This window comes from Aurantibacter sp. UH7, from assembly GCF_056839165.1.
In genome coordinates this window covers 1,758,601-1,783,141 of sequence record NZ_CM166388.1, presented here as the reverse complement: position 1 = coordinate 1,783,141, position 24,541 = coordinate 1,758,601, and the positions used below count along the sequence as shown (strand labels likewise).

At 36.1% G+C, this 24,541-nt stretch carries 7 protein-coding genes and 1 tRNA gene; 5 read left to right on the top strand and 3 right to left on the bottom strand.

The window, feature by feature from the left end; genetic code table 11:
- Nucleotides 1-9: 9 nt before the first annotated feature.
- The 4 genes from UH7x_RS07510 to UH7x_RS07495 all read left to right on the top strand — a co-directional run bounded on the left by UH7x_RS07510 (nucleotide 10) and on the right by UH7x_RS07495 (nucleotide 19,639).
- The gene (locus UH7x_RS07510; RefSeq protein WP_482363106.1) at nucleotides 10-18,102 is read left to right on the top strand and encodes a T9SS type B sorting domain-containing protein; all 18,093 of its coding nucleotides are present in this window, start codon (nucleotides 10-12) and stop codon (nucleotides 18,100-18,102) included.
- Nucleotides 18,103-18,123: 21 nt separating this feature from the next.
- A complete protein-coding gene (locus tag UH7x_RS07505; protein ID WP_482363105.1) occupies nucleotides 18,124-19,071 on the top strand; it encodes a PorP/SprF family type IX secretion system membrane protein in 948 nt (315 codons plus the stop codon).
- 89 nt (nucleotides 19,072-19,160) lie between these two features.
- Nucleotides 19,161-19,520: a dihydroneopterin aldolase gene (gene folB / locus UH7x_RS07500; RefSeq protein ID WP_482363104.1), complete on the top strand. Its 360-nt coding sequence runs from the start codon at nucleotides 19,161-19,163 to the stop codon at nucleotides 19,518-19,520.
- A gap of 48 nt (nucleotides 19,521-19,568) precedes the next feature.
- Nucleotides 19,569-19,639, top strand: a tRNA-Cys gene (locus UH7x_RS07495).
- A 155-nt stretch (nucleotides 19,640-19,794) separates the two neighbouring features.
- Here the strand turns inward: UH7x_RS07495 and UH7x_RS07490 are convergent.
- The 3 genes from UH7x_RS07490 to rnr all read right to left on the bottom strand — a co-directional run bounded on the left by UH7x_RS07490 (nucleotide 19,795) and on the right by rnr (nucleotide 23,428).
- Nucleotides 19,795-20,475, bottom strand: coding sequence for a LysE family translocator (locus UH7x_RS07490; RefSeq protein WP_482363103.1), 681 nt, complete (start codon nucleotides 20,473-20,475; stop codon nucleotides 19,795-19,797).
- 2 nt (nucleotides 20,476-20,477) lie between these two features.
- On the bottom strand, nucleotides 20,478-21,158 hold the full coding sequence (locus tag UH7x_RS07485) for a head GIN domain-containing protein (protein WP_482363102.1): 681 nt from the start codon (nucleotides 21,156-21,158) through the stop codon (nucleotides 20,478-20,480).
- Between the two features lie 74 nt (nucleotides 21,159-21,232).
- Nucleotides 21,233-23,428, bottom strand: a complete 2,196-nt coding sequence (gene rnr, locus UH7x_RS07480) for a ribonuclease R (RefSeq protein ID WP_482363101.1) — start codon at nucleotides 23,426-23,428, stop codon at nucleotides 21,233-21,235.
- A 581-nt stretch (nucleotides 23,429-24,009) separates the two neighbouring features.
- Between rnr and UH7x_RS07475 the strand changes: the two genes are divergently transcribed.
- Entirely contained in the window at nucleotides 24,010-24,441 is a 432-nt protein-coding gene (locus UH7x_RS07475) for an RpiB/LacA/LacB family sugar-phosphate isomerase (RefSeq protein WP_482363100.1), read from the top strand.
- Nucleotides 24,442-24,541: the final 100 nt, after the last annotated feature.

The following is a 24,541-nucleotide window of genomic DNA, read 5'->3' as shown; positions in this document are numbered from 1 at the left end:
ACCTACCAAATGACCAAACCAAGCACCAAAAACCTAATTCTAGTTTTTTTGCTATTTCTGACATGGGCAGGAATGGCACAAGAGTTCAATAACTTTGAAGTTCGTTATCAAAACAACATCAAGGGAGATTTAACCTTTATTAGCAACAATATTGTTAATAGAGATAACGGAAATGGCCAAAGGCCAGAAAATGCATATAACAATACTGGCAACTCGTCTACATATAACGATTGGCTTAATATGCAATACATCAATGTAGATAATGATGGTGGCAATAACTTCAGCTCAAGTACAGCAACATTAGCCTTTCCTGATACTAGTTGTAATCTAGTGCGGTATGCAGGACTTTATTGGTCTGCCACTTATCCGAGTCAACAGGCAGGACAAACAATTGGCACCAATAGACAAAATGACTTCAATCAGGTGCGCCTTAGGGTACCTGGTTCTCCTGGTTACACAAACATCACAGCAGATGAAATTCTGTTTGATGGTTTTACAAGTGGAGATGCATCTGTTAGATTGAACAGTCCATACGCATGTTATGCAGATATAACTTCAATAATAACTGGCTTAACAAATCCTACAGGTAATTATACAGTAGCAAACATAAGGTCAGTTGTTGGCTCGCTTTCACCTGGTGGAGGTGCTGCTGGTGGGTGGACCATAGTTATTGTTTATGAAAACCCTAATCTTACTGGTAAATTAATAACCACTTTTGATGGGTTTGCGAGGGTACGTGATACACCTGCAGACCGCACATTAAACATAGACTATAATGGGTTTACTACAATACCAGCAGGTCCAGTCCGTGCAAATATTGGAGTAGCCGCATTAGAAGGTGATAATAGAATTACCGGAGACCGAATGCGCATTCGGGAAACCGCATCTGATCCATTTACTCAAATAAGTAATGGTGCAAACCCAGGCAACAACTTTTTCAATAGTAATATTACGCTAAATGGCACTGTTACTACCAATAGAAACCCTAATAGTATTAACACTTTAGGATATGACACTGATATTCTCGCTTTAAACAATCCTGCAAATTCGGTAATTGATAATAGTGCAACTCAAGCTACTTTTCAATTTAGAAGTACAGGTGATCAATATTACCCCTTCTTTAACTCATTTAATGTAGAAATAATTGAGCCCGATATCGTTTTGGAAAAAAAGGTAGAGGACATTGCAGGTAATGATATTACTGGTTTAGGAGTTAACTTAGGCCAAATACTAGATTACGTATTAACTTTTGAAAATATCGGGAACGATGATGCCGAAAATTATACGATACGAGATGTTCTTCCTCTTAATGTTACGTTAGATGAGTTAAACATAATTATGCCAACCGGTGTAACTTATGTGTACACTCCTGGAGATAGAACTATCACCTTTTCAATTCCAAACAACATTGTCGAAGAAGGTGATACACCACGTTCCATACGTATGCGTGTACAAGTAGCATCTAACTGTTTTGATTTTATCGATGCCTGTTCCGATCTTATACAAAACTTGGCCTATTCCACGTACCAAGGAGAAATTAATAATAATGTTATCTCTGATGACCCAAGTGTAACAGACTTTAATTCTTGTGGATTTATAGTGCCTGGAGCTACAAACTTCTTGTTGGATGATTTGGCTGATTGTAATTTCAGGAGAACTGTTCAATTGTGTGGTGACAGTATTATATTAGATGCCGGTGACAACTTTGACGATTATGTTTGGGTTAGCGACGACAATAATAATGGAATTTTCGACGCATCTGATACTGTTTTAAACGATGGCAACCCAGATGGTGATGAAAGTACATTAGTTATAAGTGCTACTGGAACATATATCGTGGATAAAATTGTTGCTGATCCATGTAAAGGTTTTAAAGAAATATTTGATGTAGAACTCTTCGGGTCTACACAATCAAATCCAATAGTAGATTGGTTTAATACAACAAATAGTGACGCTGACCCAACCAACGATATACAAGGACAAATTGTTACTTGTAGTGTTGACGGTGATTTGTTGCCCGAAATATTCTTATGTGGAACCTCAGATTCGCAATTAATAAACATAAATATTAGTGACGCTCAAAGTATTGATTGGGAAATTTTAAATGAAGGAAGTTGTACTGCAGCTCCTGCAGGTTGTGCTAATAAAAACCAAACTTGTAACTGGGGGTTAGCTAACACTGGTAGTGACTTTAATGTAAATACTGCCGGAAAATACCGGTTGGTTATAAATTATCAAAACGGATGTTTTAGTCGTTTTTACTTCGATGTTTACCAAAACAATTTAAATATTGAATACGACAATAACGACATAATTTGTACTACAGATGGTAATATCACCATTACAAACTTAGGAGCTAATTACGGGTACCAATTGGTTGATGTAACCAATAACAGCATTGTTGTTCCATTTAGCGCTAATAATGGTCCTAGCTTTGATTTTAATACAGGTGAAAGTGGTTCTTATCGAGTAGATGTTGTACAATTAAATGGTTCAGGAAACCCAATAGATGGTGCTTGTATATTTAGCACTCCAGATATCGGAATTATTGAACGCGATTTTCAAGTAGAAATAGAAACTACACCCGCAAATTGTAATGATCAAGGTACTATTAAAATAGATGTTCTAAATGTTGAGCCAAACTATTCATACACCTTAAAATTAGCAGATGGCACATTAGTAGATGACGAAACAGCTCAACCAGATAACACCTATACTTTTAATGTAAATCCTGGAGATTATATTGTTGAAGTAGCAACTGATGAAGGTTGTTTTGATACACAAAATGTAACTGTTGACCGTACTCCAGATCCAACACTTACTGCCGTTACTACATCAAATATTGGGTGTAGTGCAGGAACTATAGATTTAACCATTTCAGGTGGAATTGGTAATCCAGATTTCAATTACGCTATATGGAGTAAAGATGGCACACAATTATATGCGGATGTTAGTAGTATACCTGGTGGTGCTTATCAAGTAGAAGAAACTTTTACTTTCGGCTGGAGAGATACTGATGATGATACTGTAGAAGAGTATTTTCCAGGAGAAGCAGGAGACTATGTGTTCGTAGTTGTCGATGCAAACAACTGTTTTGCTTTTTCAAATGAAGTTACCATTGAAGATTTAGGCGTTCTTTCTATCGATTCAATAACTGAAACTCAACCTTCTTGTTCTGGAACAAATGACGGTGCTATCACAATTAACATTTCGAATGGGGTTGGACCATTTCAATACAGTATTGATAATGGAGCAACCTATCAAAGCACACCGAACTTTGTAAACTTAAGTGCTGGACCATATAATGTTCGCGTTTTAGACAGCTCTGGGTGTGATGTAACAGATTTACATGACCTTTCTGAGCCTTTTCCATTAAGTGCTTCTGCAGGTGTTTCCAGAGACGCTTCTTGTGACCCAACCGGTGCAGAAGTTAGAATAACTAATGTAGTTGGTGGAACAGCTCCATATACCTACAGTTTTGATGGTGGTGCAACATTTGGAGCATCGACAACAGCTACACTTCCAGCAGGTACTTACACTGTAGTTGTACGTGATATCTCATGTGATTTTCCAATGACCGTTACTGTGGAAGATGCGCCTACGCCTCCTGTAGTTACCTTAACACCTGAAGTAAATTATAACTGTAATGGTAGTGGAATAATTACTGCCACACCAGATGTACTTACTTATGATTATACATATGAACTTGACGGCGTTTTAAATACACCACCAACAAGTAATGTTTGGGACAATGTTGCCCCAGGAACATATACTGTACGAACAAATTATGTGTCACAAACACCTCCTACGCCAAGTACTTTACTAAGTGAAGATTTTGGTTATGGAGAAACCATTCCGAATCCAAATACAACAGGTTATTTCTATGAAAACCAAGTAGATGATGTGTCTCCAAGTGGTGCACCTATCGATAATGGTAGATATATAAATGATTATGAGTACGCGGTAACTGATTCTATTGCACGTCCTTTTGGTTCCTGGTTAAATCCAATTGATCATACAACAGGAACCAGAAATACTGATGGACGCTATTTAGTAATTAATATTGGCGCGCCAACGCCTGGGCAAGTAATTTACCAAAAACCTATTAATGATATCATTGCAAATCAACCTATTAGTGTTTCTTTATGGTTGATTAATTTAATTAGAAACGGTAATAGAGTTGCTCCTGATTTAACTATTGAGCTTCGCCTTCCAAGCTCAACCACCGTAGTAGCATCTGCTAATACTGGAATCGTTCCTGAAAATAATGTCTGGAATGAATATGTGCTTTCCTTAGATCCTGGTACAAATACCACCTTAGATTTAGTTATTACTACTAACGAAAGTGAGATTAACGGTAATGATGTTGCTATTGATGACATAAGTGTTTTTCAATCGCCAGAAGTTTGTCCTCGTTTTGTAGAACTTCCTGTTGTAGTTGAAGCTGGAAGAACTTTTGAAGCAAACATAACTGCTGTTTCTGATCCCAGCTGTAATGGTGAAGATGATGCTACGATTACTTTTGAAACAGAAAATTTTGATGCCACTGCAGGTTTTGAATACTCTATAGATGGAGGTGCTTTTATTGCTTCAACAATAACTCCCGTTACTACATCGTCACCGCTAAGTGCTGGTGCACATACCATAATTATTAGAAAAGCAGATGATACTAGTTGTTCTGTTACGCTGAATCAAACCATAGACGAACCTGCCGCATTAGTTGCAGGTGCAAATATTACAACACCACTTACGTGTACAAACGGTGGCGCTACCATTACTGCTAGTGCAACTGGCGGCACCCCTACTTATACCTATCAATTAGAAGATGGCGTAGGTACTATAATTGCTGGTTACGACTATGCTACTAATGGTTCAAACACTGTGTTTACAGGTCTTGCAGCAGGTGATTATATCGTACAAGTAACGGATGCTAATAACTGTTCAGACCCTATAAACACACAACTTACTATTGACCCAACTAATACTGTTGAGTTCACGGTAACTCCAACTGCCTGTTACTCAGGTGCGAATGATGCTAGTATTCAGGTTGATGTAACTAGTGGTAACGATGATTATACATTTAGTATAAATGGAAACCCATGGGTAACACCAACACCGCTTACAGCTACTACACATACTTTTTCAGGATTAGCCAACGGAACCTTCACAATAAATGTACAAGACAGTTCTGGATGTATTGGAATATTACAAACTGTAACAATTAATCCGCAGTTGACAATAACTGCTACGGCTCCTAATATTACAGCTTGTGCTACCGATACAGATATTACAATTTCTGCTGCCGGTGGTGATGGTAACTATGTTTACGCAGTTGTACCTAATGCTTCTACTCCTAACGCTGGTGACTTTGCAACTACAAATCCTGTTGCTGTTAGTGCTGCTGGCGATTATGATGTGCATGTTAGAGATAATGACGGTAATACTGGTTTCTGTACTGCTATCTATACAATAACAATCGTAAAAGATGCTCCTATTGCTATTACTCCTACACCCGCTCCTGTTACTTGTTTTGGTGCTGCTGATGGTGCAATTTCAATTGTTGTTGATTCTGGAGGAAGCGCTCCTTTTCAATATAGTATTGATAATGGTGTTACTTTTCAAGTTGGGAATAACTTTACAAACTTAGCTGCAGGAACATATCCTGTAGTGATTCGTGATAATAACAACTGTGACTCTGTTCCTGTTGATGTTATCGTAACGCAACCTGACCAACTAGTTGCTGAAGCTGCTATTACTCAAAACTACACCTGTCTTGTATTAGGTGAGATTACTGTTGGTAGCGTTACACCTACTACAGGTGGTTCTGGTGATTATCAATACAGTATCAATGGAGGTGCATGGACTGCATCAACAACGGGAGGTGCTGTATTTACTGACTTAACTGACGATACCTATAGCATTCGTGTTCGTGATGCTAATGCTACCTCTTGTGATATCACGCTTGCAGATATCATTATTGCTCCATTACCAACCGAACCAACACTTACAACATCTATTACTTATAATTGTGATGGAACTGGTGAAATAACCGTTTTACCGAACGATGCTTCTTATACGTACAATATTGACGGTGGTGCTTTTCAAGCAACAAATACTTTTAGTAATGTAGCTGTTGGCAACCACACAATTGTTGTTAATTATGGTAGCGATTGTACTGTTGATACAACTGTAATTGTTGAAGACGGAAATGCTTTTGAAGCTTCAATAACTGCTTTTGAAAACCTTGATTGTAACGCTGATAATAGCGGTACAATAACAATAATTGCAGATAACTTCGGTGCTGGTGGTTACGAATACAGCTTAGATGCTACCACCTTCGTGGGACCATTTACGGCTGCTGAACAAATTACTGGCCTTAGCGCTCAAGCTTATACCATTACTGTACGTGATGTAGACAATCCTATCCTAGGTTGTACTGTTACTTTAAATCAAACGCTAACTGAACCAACACCAATTGTCGCTGCTGCTTCAATTACCGAAGAATTTACTTGTAATAATACTGGCGCAACCATTACGGCTAGCGCTTCTGGTGGTACTCCAACGTATACTTATCAATTAGAAGATGGCGTAGGTGGTATTATTACTGCTTATCAAGCTGGTACTACATTCACAAACTTAGCTGCTGGCGATTACATTGTTAGAGCTCAAGATATTAATCTTTGTTCTGACCCTATTGATACTGCTATAACTGTCATAGCTCCTGTAAACCCAACTTTTACAGTAACGCCTACAGCTTGTTACTCTGGTGCTAACGACGCGTCTATTGTGGTTGATGTTACCTCTATTCCTGGTAATGGTGGTTTCCAATTTAGCATTAATGCTGGGCCTTGGATGACGCCAACCCCAACAACTGATACAACATACACTTTTGATAGCCTTGCTAATGGAACCTATACCATCGATGTAAGAGATGCATTCGGTTGTACAGCCGCACAACAAACTGTAACAATTAATCCGCAGTTGACAATAACTGCTACGGCTCCTAATATTACAGCTTGTGCTACCGATACAGATATTACAATTTCTGCTGCCGGTGGTGATGGTAACTATGTTTACGCAGTTGTACCTAATGCTTCTACTCCTAACGCTGGTGACTTTGCAACTACAAATCCTGTTGCTGTTAGTGCTGCTGGCGATTATGATGTGCATGTTAGAGATAATGACGGTAATACTGGTTTCTGTACTGCTATCTATACAATAACAATCGTAAAAGATGCTCCTATTGCTATTACTCCTACACCCGCTCCTGTTACTTGTTTTGGTGCTGCTGATGGTGCAATTTCAATTGTTGTTGATTCTGGAGGAAGCGCTCCTTTTCAATATAGTATTGATAATGGTGTTACTTTTCAAGTTGGGAATAACTTTACAAACTTAGCTGCAGGAACATATCCTGTAGTGATTCGTGATAATAACAACTGTGACTCTGTTCCTGTTGATGTTATCGTAACGCAACCTGACCAACTAGTTGCTGAAGCTGCTATTACTCAAAACTACACCTGTCTTGTATTAGGTGAGATTACTGTTGGTAGCGTTACACCTACTACAGGTGGTTCTGGTGATTATCAATACAGTATCAATGGAGGTGCATGGACTGCATCAACAACGGGAGGTGCTGTATTTACTGACTTAACTGACGATACCTATAGCATTCGTGTTCGTGATGCTAATGCTACCTCTTGTGATATCACGCTTGCAGATATCATTATTGCTCCATTACCAACCGAACCAACACTTACAACATCTATTACTTATAATTGTGATGGAACTGGTGAAATAACCGTTTTACCGAACGATGCTTCTTATACGTACAATATTGACGGTGGTGCTTTTCAAGCAACAAATACTTTTAGTAATGTAGCTGTTGGCAACCACACAATTGTTGTTAATTATGGTAGCGATTGTACTGTTGATACAACTGTAATTGTTGAAGACGGAAATGCTTTTGAAGCTTCAATAACTGCTTTTGAAAACCTTGATTGTAACGCTGATAATAGCGGTACAATAACAATAATTGCAGATAACTTCGGTGCTGGTGGTTACGAATACAGCTTAGATGCTACCACCTTCGTGGGACCATTTACGGCTGCTGAACAAATTACTGGCCTTAGCGCTCAAGCTTATACCATTACTGTACGTGATGTAGACAATCCTATCCTAGGTTGTACTGTTACTTTAAATCAAACGCTAACTGAACCAACACCAATTGTCGCTGCTGCTTCAATTACCGAAGAATTTACTTGTAATAATACTGGCGCAACCATTACGGCTAGCGCTTCTGGTGGTACTCCAACGTATACTTATCAATTAGAAGATGGCGTAGGTGGTATTATTACTGCTTATCAAGCTGGTACTACATTCACAAACTTAGCTGCTGGCGATTACATTGTTAGAGCTCAAGATATTAATCTTTGTTCTGACCCTATTGATACTGCTATAACTGTCATAGCTCCTGTAAACCCAACTTTTACAGTAACGCCTACAGCTTGTTACTCTGGTGCTAACGACGCGTCTATTGTGGTTGATGTTACCTCTATTCCTGGTAATGGTGGTTTCCAATTTAGCATTAATGCTGGGCCTTGGATGACGCCAACCCCAACAACTGATACAACATACACTTTTGATAGCCTTGCTAATGGAACCTATACCATCGATGTAAGAGATGCATTCGGTTGTACAGCCGCACAACAAACTGTAACAATTAATCCGCAGTTGACAGCAGTTGTTACAGTTGCAGATATTACAACTTGTGCTGATGGTTCTATTGAAGTAACAGCTGCCGGTGGTGATGGTTCATACGAATATGCATTTGTGCCAACAACAACAAGTCCAACGGGATTATTTAGTGCTAGTAATACGTATACCGTTACAACTGGAAATGATGGCACATATGATGTTTATGTTCGAGATAACTCGGCAACATCACCTTTCTGTGAGTATGTTGAAACAGTTACTGTTAACCCTGCTACACCTTTAATAATTACAGCAACACCAACTGACCCACTATGTCATGATGGGGTTGGATCTATTGAGGTAGAGGTTACATCTGGAGATAATCCTTATACAATTCAAATAATTGATTTGGATAATGGTGGGGCATCTAATCAAACCGATAACAATATTTTAGTTGCGACAACATCTTATTATAACTTAGCTCCTGGAGACTATACTATAAATGTTACAGACTCAAACAATTGTCTTGTAACTGAAACTCCAGTTACCATTAACAACCCTATAGAATTAACTGGTGATGTTATCCCAATACTCCCAGCTGCTTGTGGTAGTGTAGACCCAAATGATTATGGATTCCAATTTGTAAGTTATCCTACTACATACCCTCCAGGCACAACTATAGAATTTAGTGCAGATGGTGGTTCTACTTGGACTGGTGATGATAGTGTTCCTGGAACTAGCGATGTGCTAATGGGTTATATTTCTGGCACTAATGTTTTCCCATCAATGCGCACAATTGTAGGTGGAATAGAGGTTTGTCGAACTGACCTACCAAGATATACCATTCCGTATCCTTTAGATGATTTAGATATTAGTATTACCACAGTGGTAGTTGCCTGTAATGAACTTCAAGTAACGGTACAAGGTACGGCTGGTGTTCCAAACTATGAATATACCTATACGGATGATCCAGCTAATTTTATTATTGGAGCAGCTACCTGGACTGCGCCAATACCTGGAGCTCATACTTGGACAGGGCTAATACCTGGTAGAACTTATGTTTTTTATGTTCGTGATTCAACAGGATGTATCCGTCAGAGTAATGTAAATGTAAATGATATTACAACGGATCCCTTAGAAATTTCATCTACTTACGAGCCTTCTTGTTCTGGTGCAAATGATGCTGAAATTACATATACAATTGTTGATACAGATGGCACTTCACACCCAAGTATGCACTGGGAATTCTATGACGCTACGACAGGCTTAGTTGTACAATCTAGCGGTGGTAATATCGCCTGGAACAACACGATAGCAGTATCAAGCCTTGCGCCTGGAGAATATTATATTGTAGTTACTGAAGTTAATTCTGGAGGTACAGACGAATGTGTTTCAGGTAGTGAAAATCAATTAATAGAAGAATTAAACCCTATATCTGCTACATTAAACAAGCTTAGTGATATTTCTTGTAACGCTCCTGGATTAATAGCAATTGAAAATATTACTGGTGGTGGCGGAACCTTTACTTATACAGTAACAGGACCAGCTCCTTTTACAACAATTACTGACACATCTGATAACCCAGTTTCTATTCCTGCAAATTCACCTGCAGGTAACTATAATGTTATTATTACAGATCAATTTGGATGTTTCACAGATTTAGGTCCTATTAATTTAGACCTAACACCAAACCCAACTATAGATTCGATGGTAGTTGATAATTGTGCTTCTCCTACATCATTAACAATAAATGCAACTAGTACAGCTGCACAAATATTATACTCTATTGATGGTGGTACAAATTATGAAGATAATGGTGGTGTTTTTAACAATCTAACACCTGGTAATTATAGCATTGCAATAATAGATAGTAATGGTTGTACTGATACTGATAGTATTGATATTTATCCTGTCTTAGAAGCAAATGTTTCATTGACAAAATTAATAGATTGTACTATTACTCCTGATGCTGAAATTACTATAAATGTAACTTTTGGATCTGGTAGTTATGACTACGCAATAACAAACGGGTTAGGTAATGTGGTTACAAGAGCTTCATTGCCAAGCAATCCTTATGTTTTCCAAACAACCGTTCCGGAGACGTATACAATTACAATTTATGATGACAATACATCTGGTCCAGAATGTAATCGTGTATTTACTATTGAAGTTCCACCAGCGGTAGCACCTACAATTACTGTAGATGCATTTACCGATGTAACATGTAATGGTGCTGATGATGGAAGTATTTCAGTTAGCGTAGTTGACAATGGAGTAGGACCATATACCTTCGAAATTATTTCTGGACCAGGTAGTTCGGCTACATTCCCAATTGCAGCTAGTTCCGCTTCTGCTTCAACAGCAACATTTACAAACTTAGAAGGTCTTGTAACTCCTGGTATTACCTATACCATTAGAGCTACGGGTGCTAACGACTGTTTTGTAGATATCACACAAGTTATCCTTCAACCAGATATCATTGACAATGTTAATGCTACTGTGGTGGAATTCGCTTGTACAAACGGAAACAACTCTAACAACGCTACCATAAGTATCGATGAAACAGCCATCACTGGCGGTTCTGGTAACTATACGCGTTATGAGTTTATTAACGATCAAGGTACTGCTGCTACTGGTGATGATGTTGTAGTTCAGAATGGCGCAAACACAAGCTATACTGAAACTAATATTGCTGGTGGTACTTACATTATCAATGTTTATGATGATAATGCTTGTCTAGGTAGTACTACTGCTACTATTGCAGAATACGTAGAATTATCTAACCCTACTGCTACTATTACACAAGACATAACCTGTAATCCTGGTAATGATGCTGAAGTAACCCTTGGTGTTACGTTAACCCCAAGTGCAGGTGCTGCAACCTTACGCTATTCTGTAATTGGTACTGATAATGCATACAGTTCTTTGAACCAAGTAACTAATGTATTTACTGCTTTAGGTATTGGTAACTATGCGGCAACTATTACAAATACCAATACAGGGTGTTTTGTTGAAACTACATTCGAAATCGAAGATCCTAATACCTTTGAAATCTCCACAACCACTGTTGATGTTGTTTGCTTTGGTGATAATGGTTCGGTAAGCTTTACAATTAACGACCCTGTTAACACATATACAGATGGCTTTACATGGCAAATTTATAACTCTCAAGGTACGGCTGCCTTAGGTGATGACACTATTATTGCAGCAGCAACCGGTACTTCAGCAAATGTTGGTCCGACTACGCCGTTTGCAATCCCTGCTGGTGAATATCGTGTGGAAATAACCCAAGATGCTGATCCGGCTTGTGTTAATAATGCATTCTTTAACATCGCTGGACCTAGTACGGCTATTACTGCTAATACCGATGTAACTCCAATTACTTGTGTTGGTAATGATGGCGTGATTGAAATTATTGATGTCCTAGGTGGATGGGGTAATTACCAATATTATGTAGGTACTGTTGCTCCAACTGTAGCTGGTGATTATTCAGCTACACCAAGATTTGAAAATCTTGCACCTGGCACATATGAAGCTTGGGTGATTGACCAAAGCGGTTGTCAACAAGAAGTTCAAAGCGCAATCATTTTAGCTGACCCAACACCTATAACTGGTACCTTACAAGTAAACCAACCAAACTGTACTAACTTCACTGGAGAAATTGAAGTTGTAACTGTGTCTGGTGGACAAGGTAGTAATTATACCTATCAGCTTATTAAAGACACTACTCCTGTTGGAACTACTCAAAACACTACTGTTTTCTCAGGTTTAGATGCAGGTAGTTACCAAGTACAAATTACCGATCAATGGACGTGTACATTCACAACTACGGCTGTTGTATTATATGCTCCTATTGTTCCTTTAGCTACTGTTGTTAAAACAATTGATTGTTCAACAACGCCTGGTGGAGAAATTACTATCACACAAACTGGTGGTTCAGGTTCATTTAACTATGATGTTACTTATCCTGACGCTACTGCTGGACCTAGTAATACTACTGGAATATTTACTGGTCTAACTCAAGACGGTACGTATACCTTTACAATTACTGATCAAGCGGTTGGACATGCTTGTAGTACTTCAATTACTCAAGAATTACAACCTGAAGTTACTCCAGTAATTACTGTAGATGCTTTTACCGATGTAACATGTAATGGTGCTGATGATGGAAGTATTTCAGTTAGCGTAGTTGACAATGGAGTAGGACCATATACCTTCGAAATTATTTCTGGACCAGGTAGTTCGGCTACATTCCCAATTGCAGCTAGTTCCGCTTCTGCTTCAACAGCAACATTTACAAACTTAGAAGGTCTTGTAACTCCTGGTATTACCTATACCATTAGAGCTACGGGTGCTAACGACTGTTTTGTAGATATCACACAAGTTATCCTTCAACCAGATATCATTGACAATGTTAATGCTACTGTGGTGGAATTCGCTTGTACAAACGGAAACAACTCTAACAACGCTACCATAAGTATCGATGAAACAGCCATCACTGGCGGTTCTGGTAACTATACGCGTTATGAGTTTATTAACGATCAAGGTACTGCTGCTACTGGTGATGATGTTGTAGTTCAGAATGGCGCAAACACAAGCTATACTGAAACTAATATTGCTGGTGGTACTTACATTATCAATGTTTATGATGATAATGCTTGTCTAGGTAGTACTACTGCTACTATTGCAGAATACGTAGAATTATCTAACCCTACTGCTACTATTACACAAGACATAACCTGTAATCCTGGTAATGATGCTGAAGTAACCCTTGGTGTTACGTTAACCCCAAGTGCAGGTGCTGCAACCTTACGCTATTCTGTAATTGGTACTGATAATGCATACAGTTCTTTGAACCAAGTAACTAATGTATTTACTGCTTTAGGTATTGGTAACTATGCGGCAACTATTACAAATACCAATACAGGGTGTTTTGTTGAAACTACATTCGAAATCGAAGATCCTAATACCTTTGAAATCTCCACAACCACTGTTGATGTTGTTTGCTTTGGTGATAATGGTTCGGTAAGCTTTACAATTAACGACCCTGTTAACACATATACAGATGGCTTTACATGGCAAATTTATAACTCTCAAGGTACGGCTGCCTTAGGTGATGACACTATTATTGCAGCAGCAACCGGTACTTCAGCAAATGTTGGTCCGACTACGCCGTTTGCAATCCCTGCTGGTGAATATCGTGTGGAAATAACCCAAGATGCTGATCCGGCTTGTGTTAATAATGCATTCTTTAACATCGCTGGACCTAGTACGGCTATTACTGCTAATACCGATGTAACTCCAATTACTTGTGTTGGTAATGATGGCGTGATTGAAATTATTGATGTCCTAGGTGGATGGGGTAATTACCAATATTATGTAGGTACTGTTGCTCCAACTGTAGCTGGTGATTATTCAGCTACACCAAGATTTGAAAATCTTGCACCTGGCACATATGAAGCTTGGGTGATTGACCAAAGCGGTTGTCAACAAGAAGTTCAAAGCGCAATCATTTTAGCTGACCCAACACCTATAACTGGTACCTTACAAGTAAACCAACCAAACTGTACTAACTTCACTGGAGAAATTGAAGTTGTAACTGTGTCTGGTGGACAAGGTAGTAATTATACCTATCAGCTTATTAAAGACACTACTCCTGTTGGAACTACTCAAAACACTACTGTTTTCTCAGGTTTAGATGCAGGTAGTTACCAAGTACAAATTACCGATCAATGGACGTGTACATTCACAACTACGGCTGTTGTATTATATGCTCCTATTGTTCCTTTAGCTACTGTTGTTAAAACAATTGATTGTTCAACAACGCCTGGTGGAGAAATTACTATCACACAAACTGGTGGTTCAGGTTCATTTAACTATGATGTTACTTATCCTGACGCTACTGCTGGACCTAGTAATACTACTGGAATATTTACTGGTCTAACTCAAGACGGTACGTATACCTTTACAATTACTGATCAAGCGGTTGGACATGCTTGTAGTACTTCAATTACTCAAGAATTACAACCTGAAGTTACTCCAGTAATTACTGTAGATGCTTTTACCGATGTAACATGTAATGGTGCTGATGATGGAAGTATTTCAGTTAGCGTAGTTGACAATGGAGTAGGACCATATACCTTCGAAATTATTTCTGGACCAGGTAGTTCGGCTACATTCCCAATTGCAGCTAGTTCCGCTTCTGCTTCAACAGCAACATTTACAAACTTAGAAGGTCTTGTAACTCCTGGTATTACCTATACCATTAGAGCTACGGGTGCTAACGACTGTTTTGTAGATATCACACAAGTTATTCTGCAACCAGAAATAATTGACAACGTTAATGCTACTGTGGTGGAGTTCGCTTGTACTAACGGTAACAACTCAAACAACGCTACCATTACTATAGATGAATCTGCCATTACTGGCGGTTCTAGTAACTATACACGTTACGAGTTTATTAACACCACAACTACAACAACAGTGCAAGATGGTTCAAATCCTGTGTATATAGAAACCAATTATGCCGGTGGTAACTATACCATTAATGCATATGATGATATGGGTTGTTTAGGTAGTACTACTGCAGTAATATTACCTTATGTAGAAATTTCAAATGCTACAGTTTCTACAACCGCTGATGTTACTTGTAACCCGGGTGATGATTCTGAAATTCAAGTCGATGTTACAATCACACCAATAACTGCAACACCTAACTTAGAATACGAAACTAATGGTACAGATAATGCATATACCGCAACTAATAGCACTGGACTATTCACAGGTCTTGGAATAGGTAGTTATATTATTCGTGTAACAAACTTAGATACTAATTGTTATGTAGAAACGACACATACTATAGCTGATCCAAATATTATGGATGTAGTTATCACTAAGTTAACTGATGAAGAATGTCTTAACAATGGCGTTGATGATGGTAGTTTCAGTGTTACAATAAATGATTATACTGGTAATTATAATTATCAAGTTTACGATTTGGATGATAACCCAGTTGCTGGTTTCTCTGGATCAGGAAATACAGGAACACCATTAATTATATCAAACTTAATAGGTGGAGGATACTATGTGCAAATTACTCAAACTGCAGCTCCTTTCTGTGTACAAAATTCTAATGCTATTACTATTTTGGCGCCAGATGCTCCAATTACAGCAACTGTAAATCAAGAAACAAGTGTAAGTTGTTCTAATGATCAAGGAAGTTTATTAGTAGATCCTGAAGGTGGTGAAGGCCCTTATACTATTGTATTAACAAATACAACGACTTCAGATAGTTACACCGAAACAAATGTTGAAGCATTTATTTTTACTGAATTGGCTGCTGGAGATTATACAATTGAAATTTCTGATGCCTTCTCTTGTATCTATACCGATACAATAACATTAATACGACCTGACCCAATCGCCGCCACAATTGCTGCAACTGCGTTAGCTTGTTACAATGATAATAATGCAAGTGTAACTGCGACAGTTGGAGCTAGAAATGTAACACCAATTTATTCATATCAATTAAATACATATGATGACTTAGCTGGAACTAATACTCCAATAACTTCTGTTGCTCAAGGAAGCAATATATTTCCAAATCTAGCTGCTGGCTTTTACAGTATAAGAGTAACTGATGATGTAGGATGTACTGTGGAAACTACTATTGTAGAAATTGAAAATCCAGAAGAAGTAACAGCACAATTGATTCGTACAAGTCCATTAACATGTACCACTGGAGTAGAATTTGAACTTTCTGCAACAGGTGGTAGTGGAACATATGAATACAGTGAAGATAATATTACATTCTTCCCAATGACTGGAAATTCTATAAATCTTCCACAAGCTGGTGTATTAGCTGCAGGCACATATAGTTATTTTGTAAGAGATGCTATAAATACTTGTGAAGCCATACGTTCTAATGAAATTACTGAAGACGAAATTGACCCACTTGTGTTAACTATAGATACTACATCTGCAAGTATTAATTGTTTTGGAGAATCTACTGCGGTAATCTATGCTGATGCAGAAGGTGGATTAGGTAATTATTTATACGAACTTTATGAAAACAGTGTTGATCTAGGTAATTTAATTGAAGGTCCACAATCTTTAGGTGAGTTTACTGGTTTACCAGCAGGTACTTACTGGGTAAATGTAACTAGTGAAGACTGTACAACTGCTCCGCAAGAAGTAATTATTACAGAACCCACAGTATTAACTTATACTGAAGAAGTAATTAATGTTTCTTGTTTTGGCGAAAATGATGCAAGTATAACCGTTACACTTTCAGGTGGATCTGGTGGCTATCAATATTCAATTTCGCCAAATCTAAATCAATTTGACGATGAAAATGTTTTCGATGAACTTGAACCTGGTGATTATACAATTATCGCCCAAGATCAAAACGGTTGTTTTATAGAATTACAATATACTATTACTGAACCTGAAATTCTTGAAATGACTGGAACTACCTTACCAGAAATATGTGCTGGTAATGAAGATGGTTCCGCAACTGTAGTAATTACAGGTGGAACAGCTCCTTATAGTACAAGTTTTGGTGATAACAACAACTTTATTCAAGATCAATTCGATTTTACTAGTCTTGCTGCAGGAAGTTATATCGTTTATGTAAGAGATGCTATGGGTTGTGAAAACAACATCGTAATAACCGTAGATCAAGGCGTTAATTTAAATGCTACAGTTGAGCCTGTTTATGAATGTTCGGGTGATACGCCTAACAATTACATAAACATAACATTAGAAGATGAAACTGTTTTAGGTGATATTCTTTATGCTCTAGATTCTACAGATGCAAACGATATGCAATTAAATCCTGATTTTAGAGATATTTCTCCAGGTACCCATTACATAGCCATTTCACATGCAAATGGCTGTATTGTAACAGTTGATTTTGAAATTGCAGATTTTGAACCATTAACGTTGACATTAGAACAAAATAATCTCAATGAAATTACAGCAATTGCAGCAGGTGGATTGCCAAATTACCAATACATTTTTGATGGAAAAGATAATGGTGATGATAATACATTCTATATCAATAGAACTGATACTTATGTAGTTAGCGTTATTGATGAAAATGGATGTGAAGTTATTGCTAATATATTCATAGAGTTTATAGACATCGAATTGCCAAACTTCTTTACCCCAGATGGAGATGGCTTAAACGATACTTGGATGCCACTAAATATTGAACAGTATCCAGAAATACTAATTAAAATTTATGATCGTTATGGTAGAGTGGTTGAAGACAATGTCATTGATCGCAACGGATGGGATGGTAAATATAACCAGTCTGAATTACCCTCAGGCGATTATTGGTACGTTATTAAACTCAACGGAGAAAGTGACGACCGAGAATTTGTTGGACATTTTACACTTTACAGATAACACAAGACTTAACCTAAAATTATGCGCACCAAATTACTAACCTTAATAACTGTGTTCTTAGCCGTTTTTGGACTAAGCGGACAAGAACTTACATTACCCCAGCTTTCGCAATACTTAGCTGATAATCCTTTTGTTATGTCACCTTCGTACGCCGGTATTGGTGATCATGTAAAAATTCGTATTAATGGATTAACTCAATGGGTTGGAATAAAAGATGCTCCAGACACACAATCCTTAGCCGCAGATATGCGTATTGGTGAGCAATCTGGTTTAGGAATGCTTCTTTATAACGATAGTAATGGTGAAACTAAACAACGTGGTGCACGTGTTTCTTTTGCACACCATTTAACTTTAGATCGTTATGATGATGAATTTTTATCATTTGGTTTGTCATATAATTTTAATCAATTTCGAATAGATATTGAAAATTTTGATGCCTTAGATCCAAGTGTTACAGATGATAGGGCTACTACCAATCATAACTTTGATGTTGGTGTTTTGTATAGAAAAGATAAATTTTATTTTAGCTTAAATGCTTCAAATATCATTAATAAAAATCTTGCAAATTTTAATCCAGTATATGAACCAAATACGCTTAGAAACTACTACGCGTATACAGGCTACAGATATACAAAAAATAAAAATAGTCGTTTAGAAATAGAACCTTCTTTATTCTTCCAATACTTTGAAAGTGATGGTCGTTCGGTTACAGATCTTAACGTTAAATTTCGTTGGTACGACTTCGAAGATTATTATTATGCCGGGGTTACATATAGATTCTTAAATGACCAGATTGGTGATCCATTATATGTTGCGCCTATTATCGGACTTAAAAAGAACAATTTCTACTTTGGTTACTCTTACCAAATAATTCTTAATGAAATACTTGGCTATAGCACAGGTACACATGTAATAACTTTAGGTGTTGATTTATTTCAAGGACTTAGTAATTGTAGATGTACTTACTAACATTGGTCTCATACAAATAAATTAGTATAGGCAGCTAGTATTATCTTTTCTGAATAGATTGAACTAAATTTGCGTTCATAAAATTTACAATGGGCAAAGTAAAAGTTAGCAACATTCGTGTATATGCACACCATGGTTGTTTAAACGAAGAAAGTATTGTAGGTAGTGAATATACTGTTGATGTACATGTAGATACAGATTTAACAAAACCTTCAATTTCTGATGATTTATCTGATACGGTAGATTATGTTCAAATTCATGAAATAGTAAAAATTGAAATGCAAACTGCATCTAAATTACTTGAGCATGTAGCTAAAAGAATTATAGACAGAATTGTAAGTGAAATACAAATGGTTGATTTTGTTGAAGTCTTTGTTACCAAAATTAACCCTCCTATTGGTGGAGACGTTGAAAAAGTTACAATTGGATTAAGCTCAAAAAGAAATTAAATCTTTTTTTAATTACTTAAATAAGGCGCTATATTTGCACCTGAATTTGGCATCGTGGCCGAGTGGCTAGGCACAGCTCTGCAAAAGCTTGTACAGCGGTTCGAATCCGCTCGATGCCTCAACAGGAAGACTTCATAGAAATATGAGGTCTTTTTTATTATATATAATTAAAAATATATAGTTTTTCTCACTAAGCATTAGAATGCTCAATATCTCAATAGAAATTATCCATTTAATTGATAATCAATATTTTGTATTAATTAGCTACTACTAATTATTCCTCTCGAATATGTTCGATTTGTTCAATTCCTTTCTCAATGTTAAACTGGTCTTTAGGTAGAAATCCTTTTGTAATTAAGACCAAACCACAAATCATTAAAATAATTGCAATACTTTTCTTTATTACTACAATACGCTCTTTAGTTAGTTTCTTCTTTAAACGCTTAGCAAGAAGTATTTTCATTATATCTGTTAACAAATATGCTCCTAGCATTGTTGCAAAAAATATAAAAATCCGATTAGGATCATTATCTAAACTCGGACCAACAATAATAATTACACCTAACCAAAAAACTAAAACGCCAATATTAATAAAGTTCAGTAAAAAACCTTTAACGAATAAACCTATATAATTAGTCGTACTAGTTCTTTCTACATTGGCAGTTTCCTTTTTAGGAGTCTTCTTTTTAAGAATGGTTGCACCATAAACTAATAAAATAACCCCACCAAAAACATAAAGACCTGGTTGATTACTCAAGTTTTCGAGTAATTGAAAACTACTAAAATAAGCCACAAAAAGAAAAAGTATGTCGGCGAGAATAACACCTATATCAAAGGTCAAAGCAGCCCTAAAACCTTTAATTGCACTAGTTTCTAATAAAACGAAGAAAACAGGGCCAATCATAAAGCTTAAAAAAAAACCTAAAGGTATAGCAGCCTGAATATCATCCCACATGGTTACATTTTTGTTATTTTACCTCCAAAAATTGTTTTTTCTTCCATTTTAGCAGGATTTCCATGAACTAAAACCTCTCCACCGGCTTTAACTGTAGCTTTTACATAATCTACAGCATATATTTCTGCTCTTGATCCTGCATTTACATTTATAGTAGAAAATCTAGTTTTGAATTCTTTTCCTTCATAAACACCACCTGTGTTAATAGCAATATCTTGTAAATCAGAAGAACCGAATGTCTGAACAGTACCACCAGTTACAACTTTAACCAATAATTGTTCAACATTAGCTATAATTGAAATTTCACCACCTTCTTGGGCTTTTAACTCCAATAAATCTTGTTGAATGTTATCACCAGAAGTTAATCGAGCATCTTCATTAACATCAATTGTAACTAATTCTTCGGTATAGTAGACATCTATAAATGTTCTATAACCACTAAAAATTTTTGTTAATTGCATGCGTAATTTCAGAACACCATTACTATTAGATATAGCAACCTTGTTTAAGTTCTCACCAGTTACTACCGCTTTGTTAGTATCTGATTTAATTAAATTTACCGATAAACCATCATAGGCCTTAATTTCAGTAAATATTCCTAATTGATCAAAAGTCTTTTTCTCTTGACCCGTGCCAAAACGAATTGACAACAAAAGGGTTAAAACGAGTAAAATAGGCTTCATTTATTGATTTTGTTGTTTTTAAAAGTTGGAATCATATTATTCTGTATATCACTATACAAAACATGTTCCAAAAATTACTCGATTTTATATTTACCAAGTAATGCAAAATCTAAATGGCGTTTAACTAAGTCTGTGTCTTTTACCATTACTACTACTTCATCACCTAATTGATAGATGTTTTTAGTACGTTCACCGACAAGTGCATATTGTCTTTCATCAAAGATATAATAATCCCCTTTGATATCACGTATTCTAACCATGCCTTCACATTTATTCTCAATAATTTCGACATAAATACCCCATTCTGTAACTCCACTAATTACTCCAACAAACTCTTTTTCTTTGTTGTCTTGCATGAATTTTATCTGCATGTACTTAGTAGAATCTCTTTCGGCACTTGTTGCTAAATACTCCATATCAGAAGAATGCTTACATTTTTTCTCATATAGTTCAGCATTCGCAGTTTTACCGCCATCTAAATAATGTTGTAATAATCTATGCACCATTACATCTGGATAGCGACGAATAGGTGAAGTAAAATGGGAGTAATAATCAAAAGCTAATCCGTAATGCCCAATATTATCGGTAGTATAGATAGCTTTACTCATACTCCTAATAGCTAAGGTATCAACAAGATTTTGCTCTTTTTTTCCTTTAACATCTTCAAGTAATTTATTTAATGAACTACTTACAGATTTTCTATCCTTTAAATCAATTTTATGGCCGAAACGGGAAACAATACCATTTAAAGAAATTAATTTATCTTCATTTGGTACATCATGAATACGGTAAATAAATGTCTTTTTAGGCCTTTGCTTTCCAATAAATTCTGCAACCTTTCTATTTGCCAATAACATAAACTCTTCTATAAGTTTATTAGCATCTTTAGATTCTTTAAAATAAACACCCTCAGGTTCATTGTTTTCATTTAAATTAAAACGAACTTCTACTTTATCAAAAGAAATTGCACCGTGTTCCATTCTTTTAGAACGCATTTGTTTTGCTAAACGATCTAAGGTTAAAGTTGCATCTACAATTTCTTTCGAAACCGAATATGCATTTTCACGAATAGAAATTTCTTTAGGAATATCACCACTACCAGTTTCAATAATATGTTGCGCTTCTTCATAGGCAAAACGCTCATCAGAATTTGTAACCGTTCTCCCAAACCATTGATTTTTTAATTGGTTTTTGTCATCCATTTCAAAAACTGCCGAAAAAGTATATTTCTCTTCATTGGGTCTTAAAGAACAAGCATTATTAGATAATACCTCTGGAAGCATTGGTACTACACGATCAACCAAATAAACTGAAGTTGCTCTTTCATAAGCTTCATCATCCAAAATAGTATCTTCTTTTAAATAATGAGACACATCTGCAATATGAATTCCTATTTCATAATTACCGTTTTCTAAAACTTTAAATGATAAAGCATCATCAAAATCTTTCGCATCTTTTGGATCAATAGTAAAAGTTAGTGTATCACGCATATCGCGTCTTTTAGCTATTTCTTCTGCTACAATACTGGTATCTATGTTATTCGCAAACTGTTCAACTTCAACAGGAAATTCATACGGTAAACCATATTCTGCTAAAATTGCATGTATTTCAGTATTATGTTCGCCTGGCTTTCCGAGTACCTCAATAACTTTTGCTATTGGCGAATCTGCGTCTTCAGGCCAACTTTCAATTTCAACGATTACTTTTTCACCGTCCTTAGCTTTTCCAATATTGTCTTTAGGAATAAAAAAATCGGTGTACATTCTAGTATCTGTAGGACGAACAAATGCAAAAGTTTTTTGCATGTCTAAAATACCTACAAAAGTAGATTTCTTACGCTCTAAAATTTTCGTGATTTCTCCTTCTAATTTCTTTCCATTCCTATTACTAAAAATATGAACTTCTACGGTGTCTTTATGAAAAGCCCTATTTACTCTGTTTGCAGCAACAAATACATCATCATCAAAATCTTCAACAACAACATAGGCATTCCCTCTACTTGTCATATCTACAATTCCGGTATGTACTGTTTTTGAAGAAGCGATAGCTTTATAGCTACCACGCTCAGTTTCTTCTATTCTCTTTTTTTCTTTTAACTGACCTAATCTTTTTATTAGTTGATTTCTATCTTGAGTATTACTTAAATCTAATTTTGAAGCTATTTGTTTATAATTAAAGCTTTTTGAAGGTTCTTTTTCAAGAACAGTAAATATGCCTTTTGTAATCTCGTTATTTCTGTGATTACTTGCTTTCTTTTTTTTCTTTGACATTAATGATTTTGTTTGTACGAAAATAAACATTTATAAATCCAAATTGGTTTTCAACTGATGTTATGAACATTTATAATATATATTCTATTTTTTCTTTTAATTAAATTTAAAAAATGGTGATGGTGATGTAGTGTTGATAAGGGGTATAACTTTTTTGTTAAATAGTTGCTGTGAAACATATTTTAACTTTATCTACATTTTTTAATATTGTAGTTATATTCATTATCAAACTATTAAATAGGTTATCAACCTATAATGATAACTTATATTAACAACTTTTCTTGATAACAATTCCTGTAAACATTGTTAGCTGATGCTATTTTTTATTGAATAAATAACGGCTAAAAAAACAGAACTAATTTTTTTCTGAACGGATAATTTTTGTAGATATATAAATTTACAAACCACAAAACTTAGAAGTCATTTTTTATGTGGATGTTTTCAACAATTTTAATTGTACTTATTACAAACAAATTAACAACGCTTGTGGTGAAGTTTAAAATAATTGTTGTGAAAGTATCGAATCTTGTGGTGTAGCGCATCTATTTGTACCTTTGAGTTATAAATTATTATATATAGTTATGAAAGTTGCAATAGGAAATGACCACGCTGGAACCGAATATAAATTGGCAATCATTGGTTTATTAAAATCAATGGATATTGAAGTAATCAATCATGGTACAGATGGAACTGATAGTGTAGACTATCCAGATTTTATTCATCCCGTTGCAAATGATGTTGAAAGTGATAAGGTAAATTTCGGAATTATTATTTGTGGTAGTGGAAATGGAGCTTCTATGACCGCAAATAAACATCAAAAAGTTCGTTCCGCGTTATGTTGGACAAAAGAAATTGTACAATTGGCGCGTGAGCATAACGATGCAAATATATTAAGCCTTCCAGCTCGTTTTATTTCTTTACCACAAGCGCTAGAAATGGTGCAAACGTTTTTTAACACTAAATTTGAAGGTGGAAGACACGAACGTAGAGTAGAAAAAATATCTTGTAGTTAAGTTACTATTATATGTAGTAACTTAAAATAAAAAAAATCACGAAACTTCGTTTCGTTACTCCTAGTTATATAATAGTAAATTTACTTTGTAAAAAGTATTA